21 protein-coding genes are annotated in these 25,555 nt (G+C 67.7%); 14 read left to right on the top strand and 7 right to left on the bottom strand.

Annotated elements, in window-relative coordinates; genetic code table 11:
* Window positions 1-56: 56 nt before the first annotated feature.
* Together creC and creB are read right to left on the bottom strand one after the other, a co-directional pair.
* The gene (creC, locus tag AC5P9W_RS05325) at window positions 57-1,517 is read right to left on the bottom strand and encodes a two-component system sensor histidine kinase CreC (protein WP_021202508.1); all 1,461 of its coding nucleotides are present in this window, start codon (window positions 1,515-1,517) and stop codon (window positions 57-59) included.
* Between the two features lie 3 nt (window positions 1,518-1,520).
* Entirely contained in the window at window positions 1,521-2,246 is a 726-nt protein-coding gene (creB, locus tag AC5P9W_RS05320) for a two-component system response regulator CreB (RefSeq protein ID WP_019659175.1), read from the bottom strand.
* Window positions 2,247-2,281: 35 nt separating this feature from the next.
* On the opposite strand from creB, the gene AC5P9W_RS05315 reads away from it, so the two are divergent.
* The 4 genes from AC5P9W_RS05315 to AC5P9W_RS05300 all read left to right on the top strand — a co-directional run bounded on the left by AC5P9W_RS05315 (window position 2,282) and on the right by AC5P9W_RS05300 (window position 8,035).
* On the top strand, window positions 2,282-3,139 hold the full coding sequence (locus AC5P9W_RS05315) for a 23S rRNA (adenine(2030)-N(6))-methyltransferase RlmJ (RefSeq protein ID WP_021202507.1): 858 nt from the start codon (window positions 2,282-2,284) through the stop codon (window positions 3,137-3,139).
* 95 nt (window positions 3,140-3,234) lie between these two features.
* The gene (locus AC5P9W_RS05310; RefSeq protein ID WP_019659177.1) at window positions 3,235-3,780 is read left to right on the top strand and encodes a GNAT family N-acetyltransferase; all 546 of its coding nucleotides are present in this window, start codon (window positions 3,235-3,237) and stop codon (window positions 3,778-3,780) included.
* 127 nt (window positions 3,781-3,907) lie between these two features.
* Window positions 3,908-7,372, top strand: a complete 3,465-nt coding sequence (gene mfd / locus AC5P9W_RS05305) for a transcription-repair coupling factor (protein ID WP_111098987.1) — start codon at window positions 3,908-3,910, stop codon at window positions 7,370-7,372.
* A 45-nt stretch (window positions 7,373-7,417) separates the two neighbouring features.
* On the top strand, window positions 7,418-8,035 hold the full coding sequence (locus AC5P9W_RS05300; protein ID WP_227851938.1) for an HD-GYP domain-containing protein: 618 nt from the start codon (window positions 7,418-7,420) through the stop codon (window positions 8,033-8,035).
* 199 nt (window positions 8,036-8,234) lie between these two features.
* Here AC5P9W_RS05300 and AC5P9W_RS05295 read toward each other — a convergent pair whose 3' ends face one another.
* Both AC5P9W_RS05295 and gpmA read right to left on the bottom strand, forming a co-directional pair.
* Window positions 8,235-10,328: a M13 family metallopeptidase gene (locus AC5P9W_RS05295; protein WP_111098988.1), complete on the bottom strand. Its 2,094-nt coding sequence runs from the start codon at window positions 10,326-10,328 to the stop codon at window positions 8,235-8,237.
* A gap of 209 nt (window positions 10,329-10,537) precedes the next feature.
* Window positions 10,538-11,287 (bottom strand): 2,3-diphosphoglycerate-dependent phosphoglycerate mutase, encoded by a 750-nt coding sequence (gpmA, locus tag AC5P9W_RS05290; protein ID WP_019659181.1) that lies wholly within the window; start codon window positions 11,285-11,287, stop codon window positions 10,538-10,540.
* Between the two features lie 93 nt (window positions 11,288-11,380).
* Here gpmA and nfi point away from each other — a divergent pair, with 93 nt between their 5' ends.
* Complete coding sequence (nfi, locus tag AC5P9W_RS05285; protein ID WP_164145468.1) at window positions 11,381-12,055, top strand: deoxyribonuclease V; 675 nt, start codon at window positions 11,381-11,383, stop codon at window positions 12,053-12,055.
* 221 nt (window positions 12,056-12,276) lie between these two features.
* Here nfi and AC5P9W_RS05280 read toward each other — a convergent pair whose 3' ends face one another.
* Window positions 12,277-13,266 (bottom strand): cation diffusion facilitator family transporter, encoded by a 990-nt coding sequence (locus AC5P9W_RS05280; RefSeq protein WP_197575671.1) that lies wholly within the window; start codon window positions 13,264-13,266, stop codon window positions 12,277-12,279.
* A gap of 140 nt (window positions 13,267-13,406) precedes the next feature.
* Window positions 13,407-15,656 carry a TonB-dependent siderophore receptor gene (locus tag AC5P9W_RS05275; RefSeq protein ID WP_111102342.1) on the bottom strand — a complete coding sequence of 750 codons (2,250 nt, stop codon included), beginning with the start codon at window positions 15,654-15,656 and terminating at the stop codon, window positions 13,407-13,409.
* Between the two features lie 285 nt (window positions 15,657-15,941).
* Here AC5P9W_RS05275 and AC5P9W_RS05270 point away from each other — a divergent pair, with 285 nt between their 5' ends.
* Window positions 15,942-17,357, top strand: coding sequence for a GGDEF domain-containing protein (locus AC5P9W_RS05270; RefSeq protein WP_021202500.1), 1,416 nt, complete (start codon window positions 15,942-15,944; stop codon window positions 17,355-17,357).
* Between the two features lie 95 nt (window positions 17,358-17,452).
* Here AC5P9W_RS05270 and AC5P9W_RS05265 read toward each other — a convergent pair whose 3' ends face one another.
* The gene (locus AC5P9W_RS05265) at window positions 17,453-18,655 is read right to left on the bottom strand and encodes an MFS transporter (protein WP_425605083.1); all 1,203 of its coding nucleotides are present in this window, start codon (window positions 18,653-18,655) and stop codon (window positions 17,453-17,455) included.
* 89 nt (window positions 18,656-18,744) lie between these two features.
* Between AC5P9W_RS05265 and AC5P9W_RS05260 the strand changes: the two genes are divergently transcribed.
* The 8 genes from AC5P9W_RS05260 to AC5P9W_RS05225 all read left to right on the top strand — a co-directional run bounded on the left by AC5P9W_RS05260 (window position 18,745) and on the right by AC5P9W_RS05225 (window position 25,478).
* A complete protein-coding gene (locus tag AC5P9W_RS05260; protein ID WP_019659187.1) occupies window positions 18,745-19,194 on the top strand; it encodes a winged helix-turn-helix transcriptional regulator in 450 nt (149 codons plus the stop codon).
* A 73-nt stretch (window positions 19,195-19,267) separates the two neighbouring features.
* Complete coding sequence (locus AC5P9W_RS05255) at window positions 19,268-20,395, top strand: metallophosphoesterase (protein WP_021202498.1); 1,128 nt, start codon at window positions 19,268-19,270, stop codon at window positions 20,393-20,395.
* Window positions 20,396-20,527: 132 nt separating this feature from the next.
* Window positions 20,528-21,211, top strand: coding sequence for a response regulator (locus tag AC5P9W_RS05250; protein WP_019659189.1), 684 nt, complete (start codon window positions 20,528-20,530; stop codon window positions 21,209-21,211).
* On the top strand, window positions 21,208-22,587 hold the full coding sequence (locus AC5P9W_RS05245; protein ID WP_019659190.1) for a sensor histidine kinase: 1,380 nt from the start codon (window positions 21,208-21,210) through the stop codon (window positions 22,585-22,587). Before AC5P9W_RS05250 ends, AC5P9W_RS05245 begins: the two co-directional genes overlap by 4 nt.
* A gap of 79 nt (window positions 22,588-22,666) precedes the next feature.
* The gene (locus AC5P9W_RS05240) at window positions 22,667-23,503 is read left to right on the top strand and encodes an alpha/beta hydrolase (protein ID WP_134730289.1); all 837 of its coding nucleotides are present in this window, start codon (window positions 22,667-22,669) and stop codon (window positions 23,501-23,503) included.
* 1 nt (window position 23,504) lies between these two features.
* Window positions 23,505-23,864, top strand: a complete 360-nt coding sequence (locus AC5P9W_RS05235; RefSeq protein ID WP_021202495.1) for an EamA family transporter — start codon at window positions 23,505-23,507, stop codon at window positions 23,862-23,864.
* Window positions 23,861-24,259 carry a DMT family transporter gene (locus tag AC5P9W_RS05230; protein ID WP_019659193.1) on the top strand — a complete coding sequence of 133 codons (399 nt, stop codon included), beginning with the start codon at window positions 23,861-23,863 and terminating at the stop codon, window positions 24,257-24,259. The genes AC5P9W_RS05235 and AC5P9W_RS05230 overlap by 4 nt, the downstream gene beginning before the upstream one ends.
* A 10-nt stretch (window positions 24,260-24,269) precedes the next feature.
* Window positions 24,270-25,478: a DegT/DnrJ/EryC1/StrS family aminotransferase gene (locus tag AC5P9W_RS05225; protein WP_197575672.1), complete on the top strand. Its 1,209-nt coding sequence runs from the start codon at window positions 24,270-24,272 to the stop codon at window positions 25,476-25,478.
* Window positions 25,479-25,555: the final 77 nt, after the last annotated feature.

Here is a 25,555-nt window from a genome sequence, read left to right as displayed (position 1 = left end):
CAGGATGGACCGCCACGGTGAGCGGGGTTTGTGGCGAATTTGAAGCGAATGTGAAGTCAGCGGCGGGGGCGCTGGCCTGGTGTACCCAGCGGCAACCACAGGCTGGCCACGATACCGCCGCCGTCGCGGGCATCGACACTGGCGCGCCCATCATGCAGGCGCGCGACCTCCTGCACGAACGGCAGGCCCAGGCCGGAACTGCGCCGGCCGCTGCCCGGTCGCGCCAGCGAATAGAAGCGCTCGAACACGCGTTCGCGCGCATAGTCGGGAATGCCGGCACCGCGATCCGCTACCTGCAGGCGTACTCCCTGCCCGTCCACCTCGGCCAGCAGCGCGATGTCCGCGCCGGGCGGTGAGAAGGCGATCGCGTTGTCGATCAAGTTGTGCAACGCCTGCCGCAGCAGATAGGCATCACCCTGCACGCGCATGTCGGGTACGCTGCCGATGCGCACCTGCACGCCGGCCGCCTGCGCACGCACCTGCGCGGCCGCCGCCGCATCGGCCAGCAGGGTTGGCAGCGCGATCGGATCGCGGGTCTGCAGCCAGCCGTGCTGTTCCACTTCGGCCAGCGCCAGCAGCTTGTCGATCGTCTCGGTCAGCCGCTCCTGCTGATCGACGATGCTGCGTGCAAAATGCACGCGGTCGGCCTCCGGCAGCGGCTCCTGCAGCAGCTCGGCGGCACCGCGGATCGCCGCCAGCGGACTCTTCATTTCATGCGTCAGCGACTGCACGTACTGCTCGACGTAGGCCTTGCCCTCCAGCTTGCGGCGCATCGTTTCCAGTGCCTGGCCCAGGTCGCCGATCTCGTCGCGGCGCCGCCGCGGGGGTGGCACCGGTTCGCCGGCGCTGACCGCACGCGCGTAGCGGCTGAGCTGGCCAAGGCCCGTGGTGAGCCACATCGTCACCAGCACGCCGACCAGCGCCGACAATCCGATCAGCCAGGCGCCGCGCTCGATGATGGCGCGTTGGCTTGCAGCGATGAACGGATCGATGCTGCGGTTGGGCTGGGCCAGGCTGAGCACGCCGATCAGCGTGCGCCCATCGTCCGGGTCGTATACCGGCGCCGCCACATGCATCACCGTATTGCCTTCCTCGCCCGGCGTTTCCGGGCTGGAGCGGGCACCGTACTCGCCACGCAGGGTGCGATAGACATCATTCCAGCGCGAGTTGTCGCGCCCCAGGTCGCGGCCCAGCGAGTCGTAGATGACGATGCCCTTGGCATCGGTGATGGTCACCCGGTAGTCCAGTGAGCGCTTGGGAAAGCGCCAGACCATCGCTTTCAGGTCACGCTGCCGCGCCTTGGCGAGGTTGCGGGTGAAGCTGCCGCTGCCGATGGTGCCGGCCTTGACGTCGGCGGCGGCCATCTCGGCCAGCACGTTGGCCGCATCGACCAGGGTCGATTCCATCGCCTGGCGCACGCCGGGCTTCACTTCGTTGACGAACACGCGCATCACGAAGAACGCGGCGATGCCGGTTATCAGGAAGAAGCCGAGGAACAGCTTCAATACCAGGCGCATCGGCTAGACCTCCAGCGCGTAGCCAAGGCCACGGTGGGTGCGGATGGGGTCTTCGCTGGCACCGGCCGCGCGCAGCTTGGCGCGCAGCGTCTTTACATGCGTATCAACGGTGCGGTCGGCGCTGTCGGCACTGCTGTCCCAGCCACGGTCCATCAGCTGGGCACGGCTGAGGATGGCGCCCGGGCGCTGCAGCAGCGCTTCCAGCAGCGCGTACTCGTAGCGGGTCAGGTCCAGTGCCTGGCCGCGGAAGCGGATACGCCGGCCTTCGCGGTCGATGGCAAAGGCGCCATGTTCCTGCCAGCCCGCATCGGCGCTGGGTCCTGCGTTGACCGGTGCCGCGCGGCGCAGGCGCGCACGCACCCGCGCCACCAGTTCTCGCGGCGAGAACGGCTTGGTCATGTAATCGTCGGCGCCCAGTTCCAGGCCCAGCACGCGGTCCACTTCATCGTTGCGGGCGGTCAGGAAGATCACCGGCAGCTGGGCCGCCGGCCCGGGCTGCGCGCGCAGCCGCCGGCACACCTCGAAACCGCCCAGGTCGGGCAGGCCCACGTCCAGCACCACCACGTCGATATCGCCGGCCTGCAGCCGTTGCAGGGCCTCGCCGCCGAGCAGGCAGTGGCTGGCGGCATAGCCTTCGCTGCGCAGCGCATAGAGCACGGTTTCGGCGATGGCGGCTTCGTCCTCGACCACCAGGACATGGGCAACGGGAGCTGTCATGGCGCGCAGCATAGCCGCTGCGGCCGCCGCCCCGTACACTGCCGCCCATGAACTACCGCCACGCCTTCCATGCCGGCAACCACGCCGATGTGCTCAAGCACATCGTGCAGCTGGCCCTGATCGACAGCTTCAAGCGCAAGGACAGCCCGTTCTTCGTGCTCGATACCCACGGCGGTGCCGGCCGCTACCTGCTGGCCAGCGAAGAGAGCCGCAAGACGCTGGAGGCCGAGTCCGGAATCATGCGGCTGATGGCCCAGCCCAAGCTGCCCGAGGTGGTCGAGCGCTACCTGAAGGCGGTGCAGGCCGACAATCCGGTGGGCGCGCTGACCAACTACCCGGGCTCGCCGCTGTTGAGCGCACAGGCCATGCGCGCGCAGGACCGCATGGCGGTCTGTGAACTTCAGGAGGCCGAAACGGCCACGCTGAAGGCCCTGTTCGCCCATGACAGCCGCGTCGACGTGCGCGCCGGCGATGGCTATGCCCTGCTGCGCTCGCTGCTGCCGCCGAAGTTCAACGGCAGCAAGATCGGCCGTGGCCTGGTCCTGATCGACCCGCCGTACGAGGCCCAGGACGCGGAATACCAGAACGTCCTGGCCGCCCTGGCCGAGACCCTGGCACGCTGGCCGCAGGCCACCTGTGCGGTCTGGTTCCCGATCAAGCAGCGGCGCACCATCCTGCACTTCCTGCGCAAGGCCACTGCCCTGCCGGTCAAGTCGGCGATGACGATTGAGTTCCTGGTGCGCCCTGACGACTCGCCGCTGCGGCTCAACGGCAGCGGCATGCTGCTGCTCAACCCGCCCTGGCAGTTCGACCGGGTGGTCGGCCCGGCCCTGCCGGCGCTGCGCCAGCACCTGGGCGAACCCGGTGCCAGCACCCGCCTGGATTGGCTCAAAGCCCCCGAATAACGGCCTTCACGAGGCTGTACCGCCGTGAGCCTTCCGTTCACGGAATGCAGCCCCGGTGATGCCACAATCGATGGACCACCAAGGAATCACCCGGTATGGCCACTCGCAACCGCATGCCGCCCTGGCATGAGATCTTCAAGGCTCCCAGCGGCCACGAGCTGCTGATCCGCCCCATCCGCCCGGAAGATGGCGCACCGCTGCAAGCGGCATTCAGCCTGTTCGGGCCGGAAGAAATCCGTGATCGTTTCCTGCAGGCGGTGACCGAACTGTCGCCGGAGACTACCCAGCGCCTGACCCACCCGAACCCCAAGACCGAGATCACCCTGGTCGCAGCCGAGTCCCTGCCCGCTGGCGAAGCGGTGGTCGGCGCGGTTGCCCGGGCCTCGATCATCCCCGGCACCCGTGAAGCCGAGTACGCGATCCTGATCAGCCGCTTCCTGATCGGCCAGGGCCTGGGCCGGCAGCTGATGCGCAAGCTGGTGAAGTGGGGCCGCGGCAAGTACCTGGACCGCCTGTACGGCGACGTTGCCGCCGAGAACGAGCCAATGAAGCAGCTGGCCGCCTCGCTGGGCTTCAAGCCGGTGCCGCATCCGAACGGGGCCGAAGGCCTGGTGCGGATGGTGCTGGAGCTGGACAACTGACGGATGCGTCGGGCCCTGCCCGGCGACGTTGATTCAACCGCCGCGCTCGCCGGGCTTGGCCCGGCGCTACACCCGCTCACGTCACGATCATGGGCCCGGCAGGGGCTTCTGCTAAAATCCGGAGTCCATGTCGCGTACCTCATACCCCGCCCCGCCGCTGCCGCGTGCCGGCCAGCTCCGCGCCTGGTGGCGCGCCCCCGCCTCGCCGACCGCCCTGGCCTGGTACCTGGCCCAGGCCGCGCGCGCGCACGACGCCCCGCTGCTGGTGATCGCCCGTGACAACCACGGTGCCAACCAGCTTGAAGCCGACCTGCAGACCCTGCTTGGCGGCGACCCGGCCCTGCCGGTGGTCGCCTTCCCTGACTGGGAAACCCTGCCCTACGACCGCTTCAGCCCGCATCCGGACATCATCTCGCAGCGCTTGGCTGCCCTGCACCGCCTGCCCACGCTGAAGCGTGGCCTGGTGATCGTGCCGGTGCAGACCCTGCTGCAGCAGCTGGCCCCGCGCAGCTATGTGATCGGTGGCAGCTTCGACCTGAAGGTCGGCCAGCGCCTGGACCTGGAGGCCGAGAAGCGCCGCCTGGAAAGCGCCGGCTACCGCAACGTGCCGCAGGTGATGGACCCGGGCGACTTCGCCGTGCGCGGCGGCCTGCTGGACGTGTTCCCGATGGGCGCCGACGAGCCGCTGCGGGTAGAACTACTGGACGAGGACATCGACTCGATCCGTGCCTTCGATCCGGAAAGCCAGCGTTCGCTGGACAAGGTCGAGGCGGTGCACATGCTGCCCGGCCGCGAAGTGCCGATGGACGAGGCCAGCATCGCACGCGTGCTGGCCACGCTGCGCGAGCGTTTCGATGTGGATACCCGGCGCAGTTCGCTGTACCAGGATCTGAAGTCCGGGCTGGCCCCGGCCGGCGTCGAGTACTACCTGCCGCTGTTTTTCGAACGCACCGCGACCCTGTTCGACTACCTGCCCGACGGCAGCCTGCCGGTGGTCTGCGCCGGTGCGTATGAGGCGTCCGTCGCGTTCTGGGCGCAGACCGCGGACCGCTATGAGCAGCGCCGCCATGATGTGGAGCGCCCGCTGCTGCCGCCTTCGGCGTTGTACCTGTCGCCGGAGCTGCTGCGCGAGCGCCTGAACGATGCCCCGCGCATCGAGGTGTGGGCGGCTGACCATGCGCGCATCGCCGACGCGCACGCGCTGGGCGACCAGCCGCTGCCACCGCTGCCGGTGGCCGCGCGCGAAGCCCCCGCCGGCGATGCGCTGAAATCCTTCCTCGGCCATTATCCGGGCCGGGTACTGATCGCCGCCGATTCACCCGGCCGCCGCGAGGCGCTGCTGGAAGTGCTGCAGGCCGCCGAGCTGAAGCCGCCGGTGGTGGCCGACCTGCCCAGCTTCCTCGCCGACGACGCGCGCTTCGCGATCGCGGTGGCACCGCTGGAGGATGGCTTTGCGCTGGACGATCCGCGCATCGCGGTGCTGACCGAGCGCCAGCTGTTCCCCGAGCGCGCCGGCAGCACCCGGCGCACGCGCCGTGCCGGCCGCGAGCCGGAAGCGATCATCCGCGACCTCGGTGAACTGACCGAGGGCGCGCCGATCGTGCACGAGGATCATGGCGTCGGCCGCTATCGTGGCCTGATCGCGATGGACGTCGGCGGCATGCCCGGCGAGTTCCTCGAAATCGAATATGCCAAGGGCGACCGCCTGTATGTGCCGGTCGCCCAGCTGCACCTGATCAGCCGCTATTCCGGTGCGTCGGCGGAAACCGCGCCGCTGCATTCGCTCGGTGGCGAGCAGTGGAGCAAGGCCAAGCGCAAGGCCGCCGAGAAAGTACGCGACGTTGCTGCCGAGCTGCTGGAGATCCAGGCCCGCCGCCAGGCGCGTGCCGGCCTGGCACTGCAGGTCGACCGCGCGATGTACGAGCCGTTCGCGGCCGGTTTCCCGTTCGAGGAGACCCCGGACCAGCTGGCCGCGATCGATGCGACCCTGCGCGACCTGGCCAGCAGCCAGCCGATGGACCGCGTGGTCTGCGGCGACGTCGGCTTCGGCAAGACCGAGGTGGCGGTGCGCGCCGCGTTCGCCGCCGCCAGTGCCGGCAAGCAGGTGGCCGTGCTGGTGCCGACCACGCTGCTGGCCGAACAGCACTACCGCAACTTCCGCGACCGCTTCGCCGATTACCCGCTGAAGGTCGAGGTGCTGTCGCGCTTCAAGACCAGCAAGGAAATCAAGGCCGAACTGGAAAAGGTCGCTGCCGGCACCATCGACGTCATCGTCGGCACCCATCGCCTGCTGCAGCCGGACGTGAAGTTCAAGGACCTGGGCATGGTCATCGTCGACGAGGAGCAACGATTCGGCGTGCGCCAGAAGGAGGCACTGAAGGCGCTGCGCGCCAACGTGCACCTGCTGACGCTGACCGCCACGCCGATCCCGCGCACGCTCAACATGGCCATGGCCGGCCTGCGCGACCTGTCGATCATCGCCACGCCGCCGCCGAACCGGCTGGCGGTGCAGACCTTCATCACCCAGTGGGACAACGCGCTGCTGCGCGAAGCCTTCCAGCGCGAGCTCGCGCGCGGTGGCCAGCTGTACTTCCTGCACAACGACGTGGAGAGCATCGGCCGCATGCAGCGCGAGCTGTCCGAGCTGGTGCCGGAGGCACGCATCGGCATCGCCCACGGGCAGATGCCCGAGCGCGAACTGGAAAAGGTGATGCTGGATTTCCAGAAGCAGCGTTTCAACGTGCTGCTGTCGACCACGATCATCGAATCGGGCATCGACATCCCCAACGCCAACACCATCATCATCAACCGTGCCGACCGTTTCGGCCTGGCCCAGCTGCACCAGCTGCGTGGCCGCGTCGGTCGTTCGCACCACCGTGCCTACGCCTATCTGATCACCCCCGACCGTCGCGCGATCACCCCCGACGCCGAGAAGCGCCTGGAAGCGATCGCCTCGATGGACGAGCTGGGCGCCGGCTTCACCCTAGCCACGCACGATCTGGAGATCCGCGGCGCCGGTGAACTGCTTGGCGAGGACCAGAGCGGGCAGATGGCCGAGGTCGGCTTCAGCCTGTATACCGAGCTGCTGGAACGCGCGGTACGCAGCATCAAGCAGGGCAAGCTGCCCGACTTGGATGCCGGTGAGGAAGTGCGCGGCGCCGAGGTCGAGCTGCATGTGCCGGCACTGATCCCGGAAGACTACCTGCCGGACGTGCACACCCGCCTGACCCTGTACAAGCGCATTTCAAGCGCGCGCGACAGCGATGCACTGCGCGAGCTGCAGGTGGAGATGATCGACCGCTTCGGCCTGCTGCCGGATGCAGCCAAGCACCTGTTCGCCATCGCCGAGCTGAAGCTGAAAGCCAATACGCTGGGCATCCGCAAGCTCGACCTGGGCGAGAACGGCGGCCGCATCGTGTTCGAGTCCAAGCCGAACATCGATCCGATGGCGGTGATCCAGCTGATCCAGAAACAACCGAACCTCTATGCCATGGAAGGGCCCGACAAGCTGCGCATCAAGCACCCGCTGCCGTTGCCGGAAGACCGCTTCAACGCGGCCCGCGCCCTTCTGACCACCCTCGCCCCGGGTTGATCACCCCCCGAACACCCCGCACCGGCCCCCACCCGGTGCGGGCGGATGACCATGTTCCCTGACGCCGTACCCGCCCCCGACCTGCTGCACGCGCAGGCCTGCCTGATCGATGCTCTCGCGATGTCGCTGCAGATGCGCGACGCCTACACCCGCCACCACTGCGACCGCGTTGGCCTGCTCGCGCAGTGTCTGGCCACGCACTGCGATCTTGATGACGAGGCCCGTGCGCAGATCGGCCTGGCCGCGCGCTTCCATGACATCGGCAAGATCGGCATACCCGATGATGTGCTGCTGGCACCACGCCGGCATACCGATGAGGAGCGCGCGATCATGCGCGAGCATCCGGTACGCGGCGAACACATCTTCCTGGCCACCGGCCGCAGCGACGCCTTGCCGGTGGCGCGGCTGATCCGCGCCCATCACGAGGCCTTCGATGGCAGCGGCTACCCCGATGGGCTGCGCGGCGAATCCATCCCCCTGGGCGCGCGCATCGTCACCATTGTCGATGCCTACGATGCGATGACCAGCGTACGCCCGTATCGCGACGCAATGGAGCACGAAACCGTCTTGCGGATCATCGAAGCGCAGTCCGGCGGGCTGGTGGACCCCTACGTGCTGCAGCGCTTCCATCGCATGCTGGCGCGGGAACCTGCGCTGGCCTGAGATCTTCCCGACGGTGAAACGACCCGCCGGTAGAGTCGACTGTTAGTCGACTGCTCGTCGTTCAGCTCGAGAAAATCCCGCGCTGCGCGCGATAGTCGACTAACAGTCGACTCTACTAGCCGGCGCTGCGCTGCCGGCCTGGAAGACAAAAGGCCCGGCGTTCGCCGGGCCTTTCGCTCCACGCATCACGGGTGATCGATTACCAGATCACCACGCGCTTGTCGTCGGCACGCACCATTGCATCGCCGGCCTTGCACTGGAAGGCGGCCGCGAACGAAGGCATGTTCGACGGTGCGCCGTTGGCACGGAAGTTGGCCGGGGCGTGCGGATCGGTGTTCAGGCGGACGCGCAGCTCACCATCGGTGAAATTGCGGCGCCACACCGTGGCCCAGTTCATGAAGAAGCGCTGGTCCTGGCTGTGGCCATCGACCTCGACATTCGCCTTCGGGTCTTCCTTCAGCGCCATCTGCAGCGCGTCATAGGCCACGGTCAGGCCGCCCAGGTCGCCGATGTTCTCGCCCAGGGTCAGCTTGCCCTTCACGAACACGCCCGGCACCGACTCGTAGCCGTCGAACTGCGCGACCAGCTGGTCGGTACGCTCGGTGAAGGCCTTGCGGTCGGCGTCGGTCCACCAGTTGTCGAAGTTGCCGTTGGCGGCGAACTGGCTGCCCGAGTCGTCGTAGCCGTGCATCATTTCGTGGCCGATGACCGCACCGATGCCGCCGTAGTTCAGCGCCGGATCGGCCTTGGCGTCGAAGAACGGCGCCTGCAGGATCGCTGCCGGGAACACGATCTCGTTCTTGGTGGCGTTGTAGTACGCGTTGACGGTCTGCGGGGTCATGCCCCATTCGGTCTTGTCCACCGGCTTGCCGATCTTGTCCAGCATGTAGCGGTAGTTGAACGCACGCGCCGCCTGCATGTTGCCCAGGTAGCTGTCGCCGTTGGTCTGCAGGCCCGACCAGTCACGCCACTTGTCCGGGTAGCCGATCTTCGGGGTGAAGCTGGCCCACTTTTCCAGTGCCTTCTTCTTCGTTTCCTCGCCCATCCACGGCAGCTGCTCCAGCCGCGCCTTCAATGCCTGCGACAGGTTCTCCACCAGGTGCTGCATGGCCACCTTCGACTCGGCCGGGAACACGGCGTCGACGTACAGCTGGCCCAGGGCTTCGCCCATGCCACCGTTGACCGACTCCAGCACGCGCTTCCAGCGCGGCTGCATTTCCTTCTGGCCACGCAGGGTGGTGCCGTAGAACTCGAAGTTGGCCTTCTCGAACTGGCTGCTCAGGTACGGCGCGGCATCGTCGATGGTGTGGAAGCGCAGGTAGGCCTGCCAGGTGCTGGCCGGCACGTCGGCCAGCATCTTGTCCATTTCACCGAAGAAGCCCGGCTGGGCCAGTGAGAACTTCTGCGCGGCCGGCACCTTCAGCGTGTCGAACAGCGCGGTCCAGCTGAAGTTCGGGGTCAGTCTGTCGGCCTCAGCCGCGCTGAGCGGGTTGTAGCGCTTGGCCGGGTCACGCATTTCGATGCGCGACATCGAGGCCTTGGCCAGGCGGGTTTCGAAGGCCATCACGGCCTTGGCCTGCTCGGCGGCCTGCGCCGCGTCCACGCCGGACAGGGTCAGCACCTGTGCGATATAGGCCACGTAGGCGTCGCGGATCTTGGCCTGCGCATCGTCGAAGTAGTAGCCCTTCTCCGGCAGGCCCAGGCCACCCTGGCCGACGTAGGCGATGACGTTGGCCGAATCCTTGTAGTCGGCATTGGCGAACAGCGAGAACAGCACGCCCTTGCCTTCGGCCTGGCTGTCGCGCAGGTACCGGGTGATGGCGGCGGTGTCGTTAAGCGCGGTGATCTTGTCCAGCTGCGGCTGCAGCGGCGCCAGGCCGGCAGCTTCGATCTTCGCTTCGTCGTTGCCGGTCTTCCAGATGTCACCGATCTTGGCTTCCACCGAGCCGGCCTTGGCCTGGCTGGCGGCGGCCTGCTGCACCAGCGCGTGCTGCACTTCCAGCGAGCGCTCGCGCAGGATCTCGAAGCTGCCCCAGGTGGTCTGGTCGCCCGGCACCGGGTTGGCCTTCAGCCACTTGCTGTTGACGAAGCCATTGAGGTCGGTACAGGCGGAGATGGACGGATCGAGATCAGCGCTGTTGAGCGAAATCAGCGGCGTCTTGATCTGCGACAGGTCGAAGGCTGGCTTGGCGTCGGCGCTGGCCGCCGGTGCGGCGTCATTCTTGCCACAGGCCGCCAGCGAAGCAGCGATGGCGATGGTCAGGCCCAGCGGGACCAGGTTGCGGACGTTCATGAGGCTCTCCTGCGGGTAATTTCACAGGGTAGCCGGGGGCGTGAGGTTGGGGACCGGCCAAAGGTCACAGAGCGTCCTTCTGTAGAGTCGAGCCATGCTCGACTGCTCTCCGTTCCGGGTTCATGCTTCGTGCGGCAAAAACCCAAAGCAGCCGAGCGTGGGCTCGGCTCTACAGAAGCGAAGGCCGGCTTGCGCCGGCCTTCTGCTTCTTATTTCGCCTTGCCCTGGTTGGCCACGGCTTCGGCGGCCTTGCGCGCCGCTTCCGGGTCGCCCAGGTAGCGGAACGACTGCACGGTCAGGTCATCGTTCAGTTCGAACAGCAGCGGGATGCCGGTCGGGATGTTCAGCTCGAGGATTTCCTCGCGCGAGACATTGTTGAGGTACTTGTACAGCGCGCGCAGCGAGTTGCCGTGGGCGGTGACCAGCACGGTCTTGCCGTCCTTCAGCTGCGGGGCGATGGCGTCGTGCCAGTACGGCAGCACGCGATCCAGGGTGGTGGCCAGCGACTCGGTGCCCGGCAGCGCGTTGCGGTCCAGACCGGCGTAACGGCGGTCATGGATCGGGTGGCCCGGATCTTCCAGTTCCATCGGCGGCGGCGGGATGTCGTACGAACGACGCCACACCTTGACCTGCTCCTCGCCGTGCTTGGCCGCGGTCTCGGCCTTGTCCAGGCCCTGCAGGCCGCCGTAGTGGCGCTCATTGAGGCGCCAGGACTTGTTCACCGGCAGCCAGTCCTGCTCCAGCTCGGCCAGCGCACCCTGCAGGGTGTGGATGGCGCGCTTCAGTACGGAGGTATGGGCAACGTCGAACTGCAGGCCTTCCTCGCGCATCAGGCGACCGGCGGCGGCCGCTTCCCGGCGCCCCTGCTCGGTCAGATCGACATCGACCCAGCCGGTGAAGCGGTTGTCCAGGTTCCACTGGCTCTGGCCATGGCGCAACAGTACGAGTCTACGGGTCACTGCAGGGTCTCCAACGCGAGGATAGGCAGGCCGCCATTGTAGCCCGGCCGCCGCTCACCGGGCCGTGGCGCCGCCCGTGCGATGCTGTGACCCATGAATACGGTGATCGATCCCGGGCGCTGGGAAGGCAGCGTCGCTGCCGCCCGTGCGCAGCAGCTGCAACTGGCGGGCCGCGTGGAGCGCCAGGACCGCCTGCCACGCAGCGTGCGCTGGCTGGCCGGGATGGATGTCGGCTTCGAAGACAACGGCGCCATCACCCGCGCCGCGGCGGTACTGCTGGATGCAAAGACGCTGCAGCCCGTGGCGCAGGAGATCGCGCGGGTTCCCACACTGATGCCCTATATCCCGGGCCTGCTCAGCTTCCGCGAGCTGCCGGCATTGCTGGCCGCACTGGCACTGCTGCCACGAACGCCGGACCTGGTGTTCGTCGATGGCCACGGCATCAGCCATCCGCGCCGGCTTGGCGTCGCCGCGCATCTTGGCGTGGTCACCGATCTGCCGAGCATCGGCGTGGCGAAATCGAAACTGGTGGGAAGGTTCGTCGAACCGGGCGCCGAAGCTGGTGCGCATACACCGCTGCTGGATGGCGACGAGCAACTGGGCTGGGTGCTGCGCAGCAAGGTGCGCTGCAAGCCGCTGTTCGTGGCCGGTGGCCATCGGGTCAGTGCCGACACCGCGCTGGGTTGGGTGCAGCACACCCTGCGTGGCTATCGGCTTCCGGAGCCGACCCGGCTGGCGGATCGGCTGGCCTCGAGGCGGGACGAATGACCTTCGCTGCTCTGGACGGAGGCAGCCTGCGCGGTCGTGTCGGGACGATTGGGTAGAGTCTACTGTCAGTTGACTATCGCGCGCAGCGCGGGCTTCGTCGCAGCCTCGCGGGAGAGCAGTCGACCAACAGTCGGCTCTACCAAGGCGGATTCGTCCAATCGGTTTTGTCCGACCGTTTTCACCCGGCCGGTTTCACCCAGCCGGCGTCTCTCTTATGCCATTCAACGATGCACGTGGCCACGATGGCCCTGCGCGTCCTCGCCATGGTCGTGGCCCTCGTGGCCCTCGTGGCCCTCGTGTCCGCCGCCCTTGGCCGGCGCCGGCCCGCCACAGGCTTCGCCACAATGGTCCGCTTCAATCTGCAGTGTCACGTGCTCGATACCGAAGTCATCATGCAGGCGACCGCCCAGCTCGCGGCGCAATGCATCGGCGTCGGTGCCGTCGCGCATCACGATGTGCGCGGTCAGCGCCGGCGTGCTTGAAGCCAGCGCCCACACGTGCAGGTCATGCACGTCCAGGACTGCGGCGTGGCCGGCCAGGCTGTCGCGCACCCTGGCCACATCCATGCCCTTGGGCACGCCTTCCAGCAGCACGTTGATCGCCTCACGCATCAGTACGTAGGTACGCGGCAGCACCCACAGGCCGATCAGCACCGCCAGGATCGGGTCGATCGGTTTCCATCCGGTCCACTTGATCAACAATGCGCCCGCAATCACTGCCACCGAGCCGAGCATGTCGGCCCATACTTCCAGGTAGGCGCCCTTCACGTTGAGGCTCTCGCCACTGCCCGCCTGCAGCAGGCGCATCGAGATCAGGTTGATGACCAGGCCCGCCGCAGCAATCACCAGCATGCCGGAGGAGGCGATCTCCTGCGGCTGGCGGAAACGGCCGACCGCCTCCCACAGGATGTAGGCGGCGACCACGAACAGCATGGCACCGTTGATCATCGCGCCCAACGCTTCCAGCCGTGCATAGCCGTAGGTGCGGCGCGCATCCGGCGGGCGCCGGCTCAGCCGCACCGCGACCAGCGCGATCATCAGCGCCAGCGCATCGGTGGCCATGTGTGCGGCGTCGGACAGCAGCGCCAGGCTGTTGGTCCAGAACGCGCCCACCACTTCGACGACGAGGAAGGTGGTGGTCAGGCCGAGTGCCCACCACAGGGGTTTCTCGTGGCGGATCTGGGATGGCAGGTGGCCGTGGTCGTGGCCCATGGCAACAGCTCCTTTGCGATGCGGTGCAGGCTACGCGGTGCCGGCGGGGGAGACTATTACGATGTTTATAACATTGCAGGCCACACGAGCCCTCGCCGGGCATGGCCCGGCGAGGGCTGCAGACCGACGACCGCCTGCGGTCAGAAGCCGAAGCGCAGGCTGGCCCAGTATGCGCGGCCCGGCTCGTTGTAGGTCGCCGCCCCGGCATCGCTGCTGTTGGCCTCGCGGAACAAGCGCTTGTCGGCCAGATTGTTCACTCCGAAACCGAAGCTGACCGTCTCGGTCACCTTGTAGCGCGCGCTCACGCCCCAGATGTTGTACGCGCCACGATCCTGCAGCGCGATCGATGCATCGCAGCTGCCAGTGCAGCGCGGGTCGTTGTTGATGTTGGTCGTGGCCGGTTCCTGCCTGCCGTAGAAGGTGCCGGTCAGCAACACGGACAGCCTGTCGGTGGCCTGCCAGTCCAGCATGGTGTTGATCGTGTACTTCGGAATCACCGACAGCGGCTGATGCGTGGTCTTGTTCTCGTTTTCCACCATGTAGGTGAAGTTGTTGCTCCACTTCAGGCGGTTGCCCTGCTCGCCCAGCAGCGGAATGACCAGGTTGCCTTCCAGCCCCTGCACGATCGCCTTCGGCGCGTTCTCCCAGCGGAAGATGCGGCCCTTGGTGTCGGCGGTCAGCCCGATCTGGGTGTATCCGGCCTGGATCTTGTCCTTGTAATCGTTGTGGAAGTAGGTCAACGACGCCTGCCAGCCGCTCTGCGGTGCCCACTCGATGCCCAGTTCCTTGTTCAGGCTGGTTTCCGCCTTCAGGTCCGCGTTGCCGCGCATGTAGCAACCGGCGCCCAGGCTCGGCAGCGCATTGGGGCAGCCGTTGCCGCGGGTGTAGTAGAGATAGTCCGGATTCGACTGGTACAGGTTCGGCGCCTTGAACGCGCGGGCAATGCCGCCCTTCACCACCCAGTCGCTGTTGATGCGGAACTGCGCATTGAGGCTGGGGCTGGTGTTGTTGCCGAACTGGCTGTGGTGGTCGAAGCGCAGGCCCGGGGTAACGATCCAGCGCTCACCCAGGTAGATGTTGTCTTCCACGAACGCCGCCGTGGTCTGCGCGTCGGCCTTGCCCCGCGCACGGTCGGCCGACAACCCTGGAATACCGCCGCCGCTGCTGCTGGACTGGCTCATCGAATACGGATCGGTCAGGCGGCTGTCCAGGTATTCAAAGCCGAGCGTCCAGATGTTCTCTGCGCCGCCCAGCGCGGTCGGGAAGCTCACTTCGCCATCCAGCTGGTAGTTGCGCAGGCGCGAGGTAGACCAGTCGGTGCCGTTGAAGCTGCCTTCCGGGCCACCGGCCAGGCCTTCATTGATGCGCGAGTTGTTGACCGCCTCGACTGCGGCCGTCACCCGCGAAGTGACATCACCCCAACGGCCGCGGTGGGTGACCGCACCGGTGTTGCGGTACATGCGGTTGGTCTCCGCTTCGCCCTCGGCCAGTGCCGCCAGATCGACGCCGGTCGAGGTACCGGTGGTGCTGACGGCGCGGTCGCCGGCGTAGATGTTGCCCTGGCGGCTGGTGCCGGCTTCGAACTCCACCACCTGGTTGGCGGTCACGTCCCAGCGCAGCAGCGCGTTGACGTCGCGGTTCTTGACACCCTCGCGGCCGGCTGGCGGCACCGCGTTCGGATTCGTCGCGTACCGGCGATTGAGGTCCAGCGAATCGGCGTCGGTCCTGTTGAGATTGCCGTACAGGCGGAACGACAGGGTATCGGTCATCGGCCCGCTGAGCTGCAGGCCGACGCGCTCGCTGCCCCCTTCGGCACTGTGCTCGGGCACCAACCCAAACAGGTCGACCGCACCGGTCAGATCGCCGGTCGGGTGCTTGGTGATGATGTTGACCACGCCGCCGGAAGCACCGGAGCCGTAGCGTGCCGCCGCCGGGCCGCGCAGCACTTCGATGCGCTCGATCATTTCCGCCGGCACCCAGTTGGTATCGCCGCGGGTATTGCGCTCGCCGCTGCGCCCCATGCGCACGGCATCACGGGCACCGACGCGCTTGCCGTCGACCAGGATAAGGGTGTTTTCCGGGCCCATGCCACGCAGGTCGATCTGGCGGTTGTTGCCGTACTGGCCCGAGGCGCTGTTGCCGGTCAGGTTGACGCCCGGCATGGTGCGCAGCAGTTCGGCGATGTCGTTGGCCGGCGGGCGCCTGGCGATGTCCTCAGCGGTGATGGTCGAAGTGCCCAACGCCTGGCGGGCAATCTGCGAGGCGGTGACATGCACCGTGTCGATATCGGTGGCGTCGGTTTCAGCCTTGGCGGTCAGGGCGCTGCCCGCCAGCAGGGCGGCAACGGCAAGCGCCAGCGGGCGCGGCGAGAGGACAACGGCAGGAGACATGATCTGGACCTTCTGGCAGGGCTACGGGGCCTCTGGCAAAGGGCTTGAGGCAACGACAAGGGGGAGGGGAGCGTCGCTGCAGTCGCCTGCGGCCCGATCCGTGCGTACATTCTCCCATCAATACGAGTGATTCTCAAATGCGTTAACTCATTGCCGCAGGGGCACGGATGTGCTTTGCGCACCGTGCAACGCTGCACCGCGCGTAAACTGGCCGGCTAACCCGCCATCAACCGCACGCCGCCACGGCCGATACCCGTGGTTTGTCGTACGCAGTCAGAGATCGACGTGGAAACACCGCAACTGGACGATGCCAGCCAGCCGCTGGCCGAAGCCTGGCAGCACTGCCTGCAACAGGCTGGCCCTGCCGCCACCGCGCTGCTCAAGGCCGCAGCCACCGATGCCCCAGCCGTGCTGGCACAGCGCTTTTACGAAGTGCTGCTGCAGGACGGGCGTGCACGCCGCTTCCTGTCCCACGACCAGGTCAAGCAGCGCCTGCAGCCGGCCATGCAGCGCTGGCTGGTGCAACTGCTGACCACTGATCGCGACAGGATCGCCAGTGCCGTGGCCTCGCAACGGGTGATCGGCGATGTGCATGCCCGGGTCGGCATTCCGGTCGACCTGGTCACCCGCGGCGCGCGCGTGCTCAAGCACGAGCTGTTCGTGCGCCTGCGCGACGACGCACCCGACAGTGCCACCGCGTTCGCCGCCATCGACTGCCTCAGCGCGATCATGGACATCGCCATGGAAGGCATGACCCTGGCCTACACCCATGCGCGCGAACGATCCACCCGTGCCGATGCGGCCTACCGGTTGTTCTCGCTGGTGCAGAACGTCAGCACCGAGCGCGAGCGCCAGCGCGCCCTGCTGCTGGACTGGGAAAACGCACTGCTGTACGCACTGGCCGGCCACGTGCAGGCCGGCGAAAGCGCCAGCCTGGCGACCTCGGAATTCGGCCTGTGGTTCACCCACAAGGGCATCCCCAGCTTCGGCGAGAGCAGCGAAACCCAGCAGGTCGGCCAGCTGATGGCCCGCATCGACGGGAACCTGCAACAGGCAAGCAACGATGCCCCGGCGCAGCGGCTGGCGGTGCTGCCGGCCATCCGCGAGGATCTGGCCGCCATCCGCACCCTGATGACCCTGCTGTTCGAGCGCATCGGCGAACTGGATGCCGGCAGCGATGCGCTGACCAACCTGCTCAACCGCCGCTTCCTGCCGACCGTGCTGCGGCGGGAAATCGAGCTGGCCACGCGCAACGGCACGCCGTTCTCGCTGCTGCTGCTCGACCTGGATCACTTCAAGGCGATCAACGACGGCCACGGCCACGATGCCGGCGACCGCGCGTTGCAGCACGTGGCCGGCCTGCTCGGCCAACTCACGCGGGGCAGCGACTACCTGTTCCGCTATGGCGGCGAAGAATTCGTGGTGGTGCTGGTGGCGGCCAGCGAGTCGCAGGCGACCGTGATCGCCGAGAGCCTGCGCCGGCAGATCGCACAATCACCGGTAGCACTAGCCAATGGCCAGGTGCTGGAGCTGACCGCCAGCATCGGCGTGGCCGGTCACGATGGTCATCCGGACTACGAGCGGTTGATGGCACGCGCAGACGCGGCGATGTACGAGGCCAAGCGCAGCGGCCGCAACCGCGTGGTGGTGGCCAGCGCGGACCTGCAGGAAGCCCCGGGGCGGCGTGCACTGCAGCGATGACGACAGGACAGGTAGAGTCGACCGCTGGTCGACTATCGCGCGCAGCGCGGGATTTTTCGCACGCGGGGCGAAGAGCAGTCGACTGACAGTCGACTCTACCGACAGTCGACTCTACCGGTTCGCGCGCCAGCCGATGCGTTGAACGCCACCACCCGCCATGCTGCCCACCACAGCAGCGCCAGCAGCGCGATGCCGGCGCCCAACAGGCACACTGCTGGCCAGCCATGCCGGGCCTGCACCCAAGGCCCCGCAGCCGCACCCGCCCCACTGCCAACTGCATAGAACAACATGTACAACGCCACCAGGCGCCCATGCTGTTCTGCCGGTGCACGCAGCAACAATGCCTGGTTCGAGACATGGAGTGCCTGGCCGCCGAGGTCGAGCACGACCACACCCAGCAAAAGCAAGGACAGCGAACGCGGCAGGCCCAGCAGCGGCCACCACGCGACCAGCATCAACAACAGCGCGCCGAGGCTGACCCGATGCGCGAAACCACGGTCCATCCAGTGCCCGACCCGCGACGCCATCAATGCACCTGCCACCCCGGCCAGGCCGAGCGCACCGATGGCTGCGGTCGACCAGTGCAGCGGCGGTGCCGACAGCGGCAAGGGTGCCGCCGCCCAGAACACATTGAGGCCGGCAAACAGCAGCAATGCCAGCGGCCCGCGCTCGCGCAGCGTTCGATCGCGGCGCAGCATGCCCAGCATCGAGCCGATCAGGTCGCGCCAGCGCGGCGGCACTGCGGGTATCGGCACGGCCGGCAGGCGCCGCCACAGCAGTACGGCCAAGGCCGCCATCAGCGCTGCCGAAAGCAGATAGACCGCTTGCCAGCCGGCAATGGCCGCCACCGTGCCGGACAGCACACGCGCCAGCAGCAGCCCGATGAACACCCCACCCTGCACCACCCCCACCACGCGCCCGCGCTGCGCGGCCGGAGCCATCGCTGCCGTATAGGCGATCAAGCCCTGGGTGAGCGCGGTGCCCAGCAGTCCGGCCAGCAGCATGGCCGACAGCAGCCAACCGGTCGTGCGTGCCGCTGCCAGCCACAGCAGGGCCGCCACCAGTGCCGCCAGCTGCAGCCGCAGCAGGCGCCGCCGGTCACCGCGATCGGCCAGCGGCAGCAGGCCGAGCAATGCAAGCACGCTGCCGGCCTGGGTTGCCGCCAACACTGCGCCCGCCACGGCACGGTCCAGTGCGAAGGCCTGTGCCAGCCGATCCAGCAGCGGTTGCGCGTAATAGACGTTGGCCACGCTGGCGCCGGCCGCGACCGCGAGCAGGGTCAGCAATGGGCGGGACATCGATGCGCTCATGATGTAGTTGCAATTTGAAACTTGATGCAGGCTATCGCCATTGGTTTTAAACTGCAACCACATTCGGAGGCCCCAGCATGCACGCCAACAGTCCCTGCCCCGTTGCCCGCAGCGCCGACCTGCTCGGTGATCGCTGGGCACTGCTGGTGATCCGCGATGCCTTCGACGGCGTCAGCCGCTTCGGCGACTTCCAGCGCAGCCTCGGCGCGGCGCGCAACATCCTCAGCGATCGCCTGCGCAGGCTGGTCGAGGCCGGCATCCTGCAACTGCAACCGGCCTCCGATGGCTCGGCCTACCAGGAATACGTGCTCACCCACGCCGGCCAGGAACTGTTCCCGCTGCTGGTCGCGCTGCGCCAGTGGGGAGAACGCCATCGCTTCAGCGCCGGTGAAACCCATTCGCAGTTGATCGAATCCAGCACGCGGCGACCACTGCCCTACATGCAGCCACACGGGCGCGACGGTCAGCCGCTGCAGGCCGCCGCCACCCGCGTGCGCAAGCTCAAGGACGACCGGCGCGGCGCCTGATCCGCCCACTCGCGCACACCGACGGACGCCCGCGCCGGTTAGCATCGGATCTTTCCGCCGCTGGATGCCGCCGATGTCGCGCTGTCGCCCTTCCCTGCTGACCGCCCTGCTGTTGCCGCTGCTGGCCTGCGCCACAGCAACCACGCAGGCCCGCGAGGTTGCCGCGCCCGCCGACCACGTGCAGGCCGATGGCCCCTATGTGTTCCGCCAGGGCGACCAGCTGCAGGCCAAGTGGATCTGCGACGACAAGGTCGAGTCGCGCACGCTGGCCATCAACACGACGGGCACCGATATCGCGCCGCGCTGTGGCTACGAGCACACCGTACATGTGGCCGCGCCGAACGCACCTTCGATTTCCGTGCTGCCGGCTGCACCGCGCATCGTCGCGCTGTCGGACATCCATGGCCAGTACGGGCTGCTGGTGCGCCTGCTGCGCGCCCACCACGTGATCGACGCGGAGGATCGCTGGGCGCTGGGCAAGGACACACTGGTCATCGCCGGCGACGTGTTCGACCGCGGCCCGCAGGTGACCGAGGCGTTCTGGCTGCTCTACGGCCTGCAGCAGCAGGCGGCCGCCGCCGGTGGCGCCGTGCACTTCGTGCTCGGCAACCACGAAACCATGGTGCTGTACGACGACCTGCGCTACGTCAACCCGAAGTACCTGCGCAGCGCCCAGCTGCTGGGCCGCAGCTACCCGCAGCTGTATGGTGCCGATTCGGTGATCGGGCAGTGGCTGCGCACCCGTCCGGTGCTGCTGAAGATCGGCGATACCCTGTTCCTGCACGGCGGCATCTCGCCCGAGGCGGTGCAGCTGGCGCTGGACCCGGCACGCACCAACGCGGCCTATCAGGCCTCGCTGGGCCTGCCCAAAGCCGAAGTGAAGGCCGACCCGGCCACGGCACCGCTGTATGACGGCAAGACCAGCCCGATCTGGTACCGCGGCTATTTCGATGGCCGCCTCGACACCGCGGGTGTGCAGGCCGTGCTCGACCGCCTGCAGCTCACCCGCATCGTGGTCGGCCACACTTCGATGCCGCACGTCAGCAGCTTCCATGGCGACCGCGTAATCGCGATCGACAGCAGCATCAAGAACGGCGAGAACGGCGAACTGCTGTTCATCGAGGATGGCAAGCTCAGCCGTGGCCTGCTGGATGGTTCGCGGGTGCCGCTGGCGCTGGGTGAGCCGGGCCTGCAGGACTGAATGGAGGGACAGCGCGACGGTGCCGGGAGGTGCCGGCGCGCTCCACCTTCACCCGGTTTGCGGCTACCCTTCGGCAGCCGAGAGGTCCAACCCGTCCATCCGGTGGGCCTGACCGTTACAGGAGCCCCGCGCATGCGCGTTCTGATTGCTGAAGACGACCCGGATATCGCCTCCGGCCTGTGCGCCTCGCTGCGCCGGCAGGGGCACGTGGTCGACCACGTCGACAACGGTGCGCACGCCGATGCTGCACTGGGCTCGACGCAGTACGCGCTGCTGGTGCTGGACCTGGGCCTGCCGCAACTGGATGGCCGCGACGTGCTGCAACGCCTGCGCCAGCGCGGCGATGGCCTGGCGGTGCTGGTGGTGACCGCACGTGACGGCCTGGCCGAGCGGGTACGCGTGCTCGACCTCGGCGCCGATGACTACCTGGTCAAGCCGTTCGCACTGGACGAATTCGAAGCCCGCGTGCGAGCACAGCTGCGGCGGGTCACCAGCAATGGTAATCCGGACCTGCGCGTCGGCCGCTTGCGCCTGGACTTGGCCGGGCACCGCGTCTGGATCGACGACCAATCACTTGAACTGACCGCACGCGAGTTCGGCCTGCTGTCGGCGCTGGCCGTTCGCGCCGAGCGCATCGTATCGCGCGCGCAGCTGGTGGAAGCGCTGTGCGACTGGGGCCAGGACCTGACCGACAACGGCCTGGACATCGCCCTGCACCGCCTGCGCCGCAAGCTGCAGCCCGGCGGCATGGGCATCCGCACCGTGCGCGGGCTGGGCTACATGCTGGAAGACGCGCAGGACGACAGCGCCCCGTGATCAGTGGACCGCCCAGCCTGCGCCGGCGCCTGCTTGCCTTCCTGGCGCTGCCGATGCTGGCCCTGCTCACTTTCAATACGATCCTGGCCTACTACGTTGCGCTGGACTACTCCAACCGCATCCACGACCGCAACCTCATCGACGACACGCACTCCTTCGCGCAGATGCTGAGCGGCATGCCGGTGACCAGCGAGCTGTCACCTCAGGCGCGCTTCCTGATCGAGTACGAGCCCGACGGCCATCGCTATTTCAACGTCGACAGCAGCCGCCAGGGGACACTCAGCGGCAATGCGGATTTCAGTGCCTACGCGCCTTCGCAGGAATGCACCGGCGTGGACCCCACCCTGTACGACGGCATTCTCAACGGCCAGCCGGTGCGCATGGCCACCGTCTGCACGCGTGCAATGAACGATCCGCAGGACCAGCTGGCGGTGACGGTGGCCGAAAGCATGGCCGAACGACGCCAGCGCGCGCGCGAGATCCTGATGATCATCATCCCGCTGATGACCATGCTGGCGCTGGGCACCGCCGCGCTGGTCTGGTTCGGGGTGACCCATGGCCTGCGCATCCTGACCCCGCTGAGGACCCGCCTGGCACAGCGCCGCGGCGAACTGGCGCCGATCTCCGACGCCGACGTGCCGGAGGAGATCCAGCCGCTGATCAGCACCATCGACGATCTGTTTGCCCGCCAGGCGGAAATGATCACCCTGCAGAACCGTTTCATCGCCGACGCCGCGCACCAGCTGCGCTCGCCGTTGGCCGGCATGGCCCTGCACGTGGACCAGGCACTGGCGCATGGCGACCCGGACACGGTGCGCGAGGCACTGCAGCACATCCGCCGGCTCAACCAGCGCACCGCGCGGGTCAGCACCCAGCTGCTGGCGCTGAGCCGGGCGCAGACCGTGCCCGATACCGTGGAGGCACTGGACCTGTGCGAACGGGTGCCACAGTGGGTCGGCATGCGCGTGCCCGAAGCGATCCGCGACGGCATCGACCTGGGCTACCTCGGCAGTCCCCACCCTCTGCGCGTGCTCGGCAACGGTGCCCAGCTGCAGGAGGCACTGGACAACCTGATCGACAATGCGCTGCGCTATGCCGGCCGCGGTGCGACCGTCACCGTCGGCGTGCACGCGCTGGATGACAATGACGTCGAACTGTACGTGGAGGACAACGGACCCGGCGTACCCGAGGAGCTGATGCCACGATTGGGCGAGCGCTTCTTCCGCGCCCCCGGCACCACCGCCAGCGGCACCGGCCTGGGCCTGGCCATCGCCCACGAGGCGGTGGAGCACTTCGGCGGCCGCCTGAGCTTCCTCAACCGGCCCGGTGGTGGACTGAAGGTCGCCATCTCGCTGCCGCTGCTGAAGGCATCCTGACCCGGCCGGGACGCTGAAAGGCTGGCGAAAATCGCGCTTGCGATCCTGACCCTCCCCACTGCCGTCCCGGAGCCGCCAGGTGACCGAATCGCACGACTTCTTCCTCCCCGGTGGCCGCCAGGGCGTGCTGCTGGTCCATGGCCTGACCGGTACCCCGGCGGAAATGCGCATGCTGGGCAAGGGCCTGAACAACGCCGGCTTCACCGTACACGGCGTGCAGCTGCCCGGCCATTGTGGCACCGTGGATGACCTGCTGGCGACCACCTGGGAACAGTGGTACCAGGGCGTGGAAGATGCGGCGGCAAGCCTGCGCGGCAAGGTCGACCAGCTGTTCGTCGGTGGCCTGTCGATGGGCGCGGTGCTGTCGCTGGCACTTGCTGCTCGACGACCGGACTGGGTGTCCGGCGTCGGCGTGTATGGCGCCACGTTCCGCTACGACGGCTGGAACATACCCGCTGTCGCCCGCCTCTCGTTCCTGCTGCCGTGGTTCAAGCGCTTCAACATCGGCCGCGACCGCATGTTCATGGAAGAACCGCCGTACGGCCTGCGCGACGAGCGCCTGCGTGCGCAGGTCAGCGCCGCCATGCTGTCCGGCGACAGCGCGGCGGCAGGCCTTCCGGGCAATCCCTGGCACGCGCTGGCCGAGATGCGTGCGCTGAGCAACTGGACCCGCCGCCACCTGCACCAGGTCACCGCCCCGTGCCTGGTGATGCACGCCCGCGAAGACGACGTGGCCAGCATGGGCAATGCCGAACTGGTGATGTCGCGGGTCAGTGGCCCGAAGGAACTGGTGGTGCTGGAGGACAGCTACCACATGATCACCATCGACCGCGAACGCCGCGAGGTGATCCGCCGCAGCGCGCGCTTCTTCACCGGGATCGGTGAACGCAGCGGCGTCCTCAAGGCGGTGGCCTGAAATGGGGGCACTTGCCACGCTGCTGTGGCTGGCCAATGTCGTGCTCGATACCGGTGGCCAGCTCGCCTTCAAGGCCGCCGCCAGCGATCCGCAGGAGGGTGAGGGACTGCAACGCTGGAAACACATGCTCAGCCGCCCCTGGCTGTGGATCGGCATCGCCTGCTACGTGCTTGAGTTCGTCGCCTGGATTGCGTTCCTGTCGCTGGTTCCATTGTCCAAGGGCGTGCTGCTTGGCTCGATCAACATCGTCGCGCTGATGATCGCCGGCCGCATCCTGTTCCGCGAAAAGCTCACGCCATTGCGGGTGACCGGCATGCTGCTGGTCACGGCGGGCGTGGCGGTGGTGGGGGCCGGCTCATGAGGCGCCTGTATGTAATCGGCTTCCCGCTGCTGATGGCCTTCGACACACTGGCCCAGCTGTGCTTCAAATACGCCGGCGACGCCGCGCTGCCGGTGGAGGCCAACACGGCGTGGCTGCTGCGCGTGCTGTCGCAGCCGTGGGTGTACGGCGCCATCCTCGGCTACGTGGGGGCGTTCTTCACCTGGATGAGCCTGCTGCGGCATGCGCCGATCGGTCCGGCGTTCGCGGCTTCGCACCTGGAAGTGATCAGCGTGCTGCTGCTGTCGGCGTGGCTGTTGAACGAACCACTGACCCTGCACCACCTGGTCGGTGCGGTCCTGATCGTGGCCGGCATCGCCTGCCTCGGTCGCGCCGAAGCAGACGATCCGCACAGCCCCGCGGCAAGCACGCCATGAGCGCGCGGCGATGAGCCTGTTCGCGCGCGAACTGCCGCCGACGGCTGGCCTGCCGATGCAGGCCAGCGACTTCCTTCCCGGTGGCGGCGACCTGCGCGAGATCCTGGCCAACCAGCTCGGCACACCGCCGCTGCAGCTGACCTGTTCCGGTACCCACGCGCTGCTGATCGCGCTGCGCACCCTGCGCAAGCGTGCGCCAAAGCGCGACACAGTGATCATGCCGGCCTACACCTGCCCGCTGGTGCCGATCGCGGTGCACAGCCTCGGCCTGCGCGTGCAGCTGTGCGATACCCGGCACGGCCACTTCGACTTCGATCCCGGCCAGCTCAAACGGTTGGCCGATGCGCGTACGTTGGCGATCCTGCCGACCCACCTGGGCGGGCGCATCGCCGATGTCGAACAGGCCTGCGACATCGCACGCGGCGCCGGCACCCGGGTCATCGAAGATGCCGCACAGGCGCTGGGTGCACGGGTGGGCAACAGCAGTGTCGGCCTGCGTGGCGATATCGGATTCTTCAGCCTCGCTGCAGGGAAGGGACTGAGCCTGCACGAAGGCGGCCTGCTGGTCAGCCGCGATGACGAACTGCGCGCCGAACTGGCCGAGCATGCCGCCGAACACGTGCGCTTCAACCTGCGCTGGGAGCTGCTTCGCAGTGTGCAGCTGCTTGGCCTTGCCGCCTGCTATCGCCCATCGCTGCTGTCGCTGGTGTACGGCAATCCGCTGCGCAGCGCACTGCAGCGTGGCGATCTGGAAGACGCGGTCGGTGACATTTTCCCGCTGGACATACCGCAGCACCAGGTCAGCCGATGGCGGCAGAACATCGGTGCCCATGCCGCGCGGCGGCTGCCGGCGTTCCTGCAGGCCGGGCGCCTGCGCGCACTGCAGCTGCGCGTGCAGCTGGCACAACTGCCGGCGGTGGAGGTGGTCGATGGCCTGGCCGGTAGCGGCGGCACCTGGCCGATGCTGATGCTGCTGCTGCCCAGCCAGCGCGCGCGTGACGCCGCACTGGACACACTGTGGCCGCGCGGCCTCGGCGCCAGCCGCATGTTCATCCATGCCCTGCCCGACTACGCCTACCTGCGTGGCATCGTGCCGCAGGAGAACGTGCCCAATGCACGTGACTTCGCCGCACGCATGCTGACCCTTGGCAACAGCGCCTGGCAGACCCGTGAGGAAACCTCGAAGATCCTGCGGGCGCTGGCCGCTGCGCAGTTCTGAAACCGCGGTTTCCAGGGCATTACGCCCCTTCAGCAAGCGCGATTCCTGAACACTTTCCCCAGCCTGCGGTGCAGGCT

It is taken from the genome of Stenotrophomonas sp. YJH_SMC_33, assembly GCF_059372295.1.
This window is presented reverse-complemented; position numbering and strand designations above follow the sequence as displayed.